Genomic DNA, 4,597 nt, shown 5'->3' on the forward strand with positions numbered 1-4,597 from the left:
TGTTTCTAGTACAATACTGCATACGTGATCCGGGTTCCTTAGTGCCTCGAGTTAAGACGTGTGGTCTAGTGACTTACCAGGGGTGACTGAATCGGGGCGGCATCAGCACACCTTGACAGATTTACTGTATTATGTTAGCAATATACCGGGGATTGAGCGGCTCCGCTTTGCTACTAGTCACCCCCGCTACTTTACAGAACGACTGATCCGTGCCTGTCACGAGTTGCCCGAAGTGTGCGAACATTTCCACATTCCTTTCCAATCTGGGGATAACGATATTCTCAAAGCTATGGCACGGGGCTATACCCACCAGAAATATCGCCGGATTATTAATACCATTCGTGACTATATGCCCGATGCATCGATTAGTGCAGATGCGATTGTGGGCTTTCCTGGGGAAACGGAAGCACAATTTGAAAATACCCTACAACTAGTAGATGATATTGGCTTTGACCAGCTCAATACCGCTGCCTATTCCCCTCGTCCTGGTACACCAGCAGCATTGTGGGAAAATCAGCTACCTGAGGAGGTCAAATGCGATCGCCTTCAACGTCTCAACCACCTAGTTGCGGTAAAAGCAGCTGAGCGATCGCAACGTTATCTGGGACGGATTGAGGAAGTGTTAGTGGAAGACCAGAATCCCAAAGACAATACTCAAGTCATGGGCAGAACCAAAGGAAATCGTCTGACCTTCTTCTCTGGGGATATTAATCACCTTAAAGGTGAGCTAGTTCTAGTTAAAATTACCGAAGCTCGTGCCTTTAGCTTGACTGGTGAGCCAGTAGAGGAATAGGGAATAGGGAATCGGGAGTCGGGAGTCGGGAGTTGGGACCCACCCCTCCCAGGAGGGGTTAGGGAGTCGGGAGTCGGGAGCTCTTGGGGGTTTCCACAGGGGAAACATACGTATCCACTCCCTTGAAAATAGGAAATGAAACTATAACAGTAGAAGTAAAGGTTTTGACATAATTTCTGTTCCCGATTCCCGATTCCCGATTCCCGATTCCCGATTCCCGATTCCCTTTAAACCAAAAACTATGTCCTAAACTATACTTTCGCGCTTAGACGTTTCCTAATCTTCCCGCTGGAACAAGCAAACCACATCCCGTATGTAAAAATCGTTATAGAGGTCACCAGCAGAGGGGTTTGGCAAATCTACGGCCTCAACCTCCAGCTCATTATCCCCATCCTTCAGGATGCCAGCACCAATGTTAATGATTTGGGTAAACCAGTGATTTGGATTAGCTCCCTCGTAGGAGTAGATCTTCCCGACACTTTTACCATTGATTTTGACATCTGCATCACTGTCGGTTGCTGTCAATCCTTTAACCATCAACATCAGGATGGCAGCGCCGCCCTTGTAGCGTCCCTCTGTGTTGAAAGTCTTTTTCCAGAGGCTAGCACCACCATCGCCAATTCTGCGATTGATATCTCCCTGGATCACCACAAAGTTACCGGTGACTAGTTTAGTAGAAGCAGTTGCTTTCTGTTCCATAGATTGTTGCCTTCTTATTTATAATTATCAACTTCTATTAAGTTATACGCTAGTTGGTGAGCAATCAGCAATCAGCTATCAGCAATCAGCGAATGCGCTACGCGCACGCGTGCGCGATCAGCTATCAGCGATCAGTGAACAGCTAAAGGCCTTGGCCTATGGCCACGCTACGCGAATGGCCACGCTACGCGAACAGTTATCAGGTTATGCGCTATGGGCACGCTACTTGAGTGAATAAAAGAGGTAAGCATTCGTTTAATCTGAGTTACGGAAAGCTGACAGCTGAATGCTGAATGCTGACGGCTGAATGCTGACGGCTGATTGCTGAGGATAATTGTAATGTGTCTTAATCTTTTAGTGTAAGATAACTTTTTAGGAATTGACAAAAGCGTCCGCAACTTATGAGTGAATTTCCTGAACATTCACCAAACCCAGACTTTCAAGCAACGACAGTTTCCACGGTTTATCACTTCCGTTTTAAAGATGTCCTCCAAGGCCTTGGCCTATGGCCACGCTACGCGAATGGCCACGCTACGCGAATGGCGCACAGATGCTGTTTGTTGCCTTTGGTGCGTTGGTGTTAGTCCCTATTCTAGCCGGAGTAAACCCGAATGTTGCCCTGTTTACTTCTGGGGTGGGAACGTTATGTTTTCAACTGGTTACGGGGGGTAAAATTCCCGTTTATCTAGCTTCTTCCTTCGCCTTTATCGCCCCTATCACCTTGAGTGTTGAGAAATATGGTTTGGCTGCAACCTTATCTGGACTTGCCGCCGCTGGCATTGTTTATCTGATTTTAAGTCTAATTATTTTTTGGCGTGGTGCGGGTATGATTACCCGTATTCTACCCCCGATTGTCACCGGAGCAGTGATTATGGTGATTGGTCTGAGTTTAGCGTCAACTGCTGTAAAAAGCGATGCAGCGCGGTCTTGGGGAGGCAGTGCGGTCTTGGGGGTTTCCCCCATGAGCGACTGCATCAAGACAAGGCTCCACTGTCTTACGGTAAATTCAAACCATGAGCGACTGCATCAAGACAGGGATTGGACTTTCTAGTATTCTTGGGGTGTTATTAAATGGGCTACTTCCAGACAGGGAAGAACATGGTAGCTTGGGTTAAGGTCCTGTAAGCTATCAGCTATCAGCGATTAGCGCTACGCGCACGCGTGCGCGTTCAGCTATCAGCTATCAGCCATTCGCGTAGCGTGGCCAACGGCACCTCAAGTAGCTTGCGGGTAGCGCATATGCTTACCTTTCAGCTTTTGAATAAAATAAGCACCTCAAGTAGCGTAAGCTTTTAGCTGACGGCTGACGGCTGACGGCTGACTGCTTACGAGGTACTTCAGGGGTGACAAGCAGCATTCCGCGCCTTACTGGGTCTGGGGTGTGGCCGCCAGAGCTGCACTGTTAACAAAAAGGCACCTATAAATGACTAGGTGCCTTGAGCAGACCAAAAAATATCAACTATCAACAACTATTGAAGGAATCAGAAACAGTGTCTTGATGCAGTCGCTCATGGGGGGAACCCCCAAGACCGCGCTGCATCGCTTGTCCATGCTTGTCTCCTCGACTAACTGTTCCCTTACTTAATACAATAAAAGAATGAAACAGGTAATGCATTCACGTTTTCTGCTAACTTACTTGCCAAGTTAAGAAATAGCAACTGCACAATTACGCTATCACGATTGCTGAAAACTGCAAAGCTTGCTTCGAGGTTGTCTATCGGTGTGAACTTACACTATCTGATTGAATGCCCGGAGAGCGGCACTGTGAACAAAAAGGCACCTATAAATGACTAGGTGCCTTGAGCATACCAAAAATTATAAACTATCAACAACTATTGACAGAATCAGAAACAGTTTTCCATGCTTGTCTCCTCGACTAACTGTTCCCTTACTTAATACAATAAAAGAATGAAACAGGTAATGCATTCACGTTTTCTGCTAACTTACTTTCCGATTTTAGAAACAGTAAATGCATAATTAAACTATGACTATTGCTGAAAACTGCAACACTTACTTCGAGGTTGTCTATCGGTGTTAGCTTTCACTATGGTGGTAAGCATATGGGCGTAGGGCATATGCTTACACTTAACTTAGTTACAAACTAGCTTTTTCCATTCTATGTCTAAAATCTGCTGGATTCGCTCACTCTTTTGGCTGCCATCTTTTGACTTTCCAGATGCCTCGATTTTTGCTAAATCAGTTAAAAAATTTCGCATTAACGCTCTATGTCTAGCATCGTCACCACAACCCACAACTTCACCGAAGGCATTATACCAGAAACCTCTTTCAGCATAGATATCTGCCCGATCAACGGGGTTAGTCGCTGCAGCAAGGGCTATTTTTAAATCTGGTGACTCTTGAACCACATCGATATAGGCTTCGGCTACGATAGCACTCGATGGGTGATTGGGTTCACAGATAATGACCACTTGCCACAGATATCTCTGTCCCACGGATAACCCTAGTTCATCCTGTGATAGTGAGTGAGTCATTATTCCTGGTTTCGTCTGCAATTCAATATTTTGTATGGGTTGGGGATTCTCATTTACATCATCTGGATAAATCTGAAATTTCATTGTCAAGGATTCAGCCTCTGGTACAAACCAAGCAAAGGTTGGGTGAGTCGAAACAGTTTGTCCAATATGTTCATCAGGAGCTAGTGTAGTTAACTTTGTTTTTCCATTCTTAGAACATCCTCCCCTTGTACCGCTAATAATTGTAGGTTGTTTGGGACGAGATGGCGGATCAGGTGGTTTATAGTCGGCTAGGGCTACAGTTGCCATCCCTAAAAATATACTAACCACAACAATAGTCAAGGGCTGATTCTCTAAGCAATGGTTGAGGAACTGAAATATTCTCTTCATTAACTTAGCCTATAATTATGCAAAAATAATAAAATTAACGATTAAAAATTGCAATTAAAAAATGATTAACAGCTATCAGCTATCAGCTATCAGCTATCAGCTATCAGCTAACCTGTAACAGGTAATACATAATAGTTAATATAGCGTTTATAGGACTCATGAGGTACACATTATTTTTTACCTCTTCCCTGCTCCCTGCTCCCTGCTCCCTGCTCCCTGCTCCCTGCTCCCTGCTCCCTGC

4 protein-coding genes and 1 pseudogene are annotated in these 4,597 nt (G+C 45.3%); 2 read left to right on the forward strand and 3 right to left on the reverse strand.

Translation table 11 applies throughout. The features are described from left to right. Nucleotides 1-70: 70 nt before the first annotated feature. A pseudogene (locus F6K52_RS32690) lies at nucleotides 71-793 on the forward strand (MiaB/RimO family radical SAM methylthiotransferase); the annotation flags it as partial. Between the two features lie 276 nt (nucleotides 794-1,069). Here F6K52_RS32690 and F6K52_RS32695 read toward each other — a convergent pair. Beyond that, on the reverse strand, nucleotides 1,070-1,492 hold the full coding sequence (locus tag F6K52_RS32695) for a hypothetical protein (protein WP_293088698.1): 423 nt from the start codon (nucleotides 1,490-1,492) through the stop codon (nucleotides 1,070-1,072). A gap of 505 nt (nucleotides 1,493-1,997) precedes the next feature. Between F6K52_RS32695 and F6K52_RS32700 the strand changes: the two genes are divergently transcribed. Then, entirely contained in the window at nucleotides 1,998-2,543 is a 546-nt protein-coding gene (locus F6K52_RS32700) for a solute carrier family 23 protein (RefSeq protein WP_293088701.1), read from the forward strand. 411 nt (nucleotides 2,544-2,954) lie between these two features. Here the strand turns inward: F6K52_RS32700 and F6K52_RS32705 are convergent, their stop codons facing one another. Together F6K52_RS32705 and F6K52_RS32710 are read right to left on the reverse strand one after the other, a co-directional pair. Continuing rightward, a complete protein-coding gene (locus F6K52_RS32705) occupies nucleotides 2,955-3,107 on the reverse strand; it encodes a hypothetical protein (RefSeq protein ID WP_293088704.1) in 153 nt (50 codons plus the stop codon). 475 nt (nucleotides 3,108-3,582) lie between these two features. After that, on the reverse strand, nucleotides 3,583-4,356 hold the full coding sequence (locus tag F6K52_RS32710) for a DUF928 domain-containing protein (RefSeq protein ID WP_293088706.1): 774 nt from the start codon (nucleotides 4,354-4,356) through the stop codon (nucleotides 3,583-3,585). Nucleotides 4,357-4,597 lie beyond the last annotated feature (241 nt).

The organism is Moorena sp. SIO3H5 (genome assembly GCF_010692395.1).
Classification (GTDB): domain Bacteria; phylum Cyanobacteriota; class Cyanobacteriia; order Cyanobacteriales; family Coleofasciculaceae; genus Moorena.

Bases quoted from the DNA above. Each gene is read 5' to 3' on its own strand.
- F6K52_RS32695 (WP_293088698.1), bottom strand. From the start codon at position 1,492: ATGGAACAGAAAGCAACTGCTTCTACTAAACTAGTCACCGGTAACTTT.
- F6K52_RS32700 (WP_293088701.1), top strand. From the start codon at position 1,998: ATGGCCACGCTACGCGAATGGCCACGCTACGCGAATGGCGCACAGATG.
- F6K52_RS32705 (WP_293088704.1), bottom strand. From the start codon at position 3,107: ATGCATTACCTGTTTCATTCTTTTATTGTATTAAGTAAGGGAACAGTT.
- F6K52_RS32710 (WP_293088706.1), bottom strand. From the start codon at position 4,356: ATGAAGAGAATATTTCAGTTCCTCAACCATTGCTTAGAGAATCAGCCC.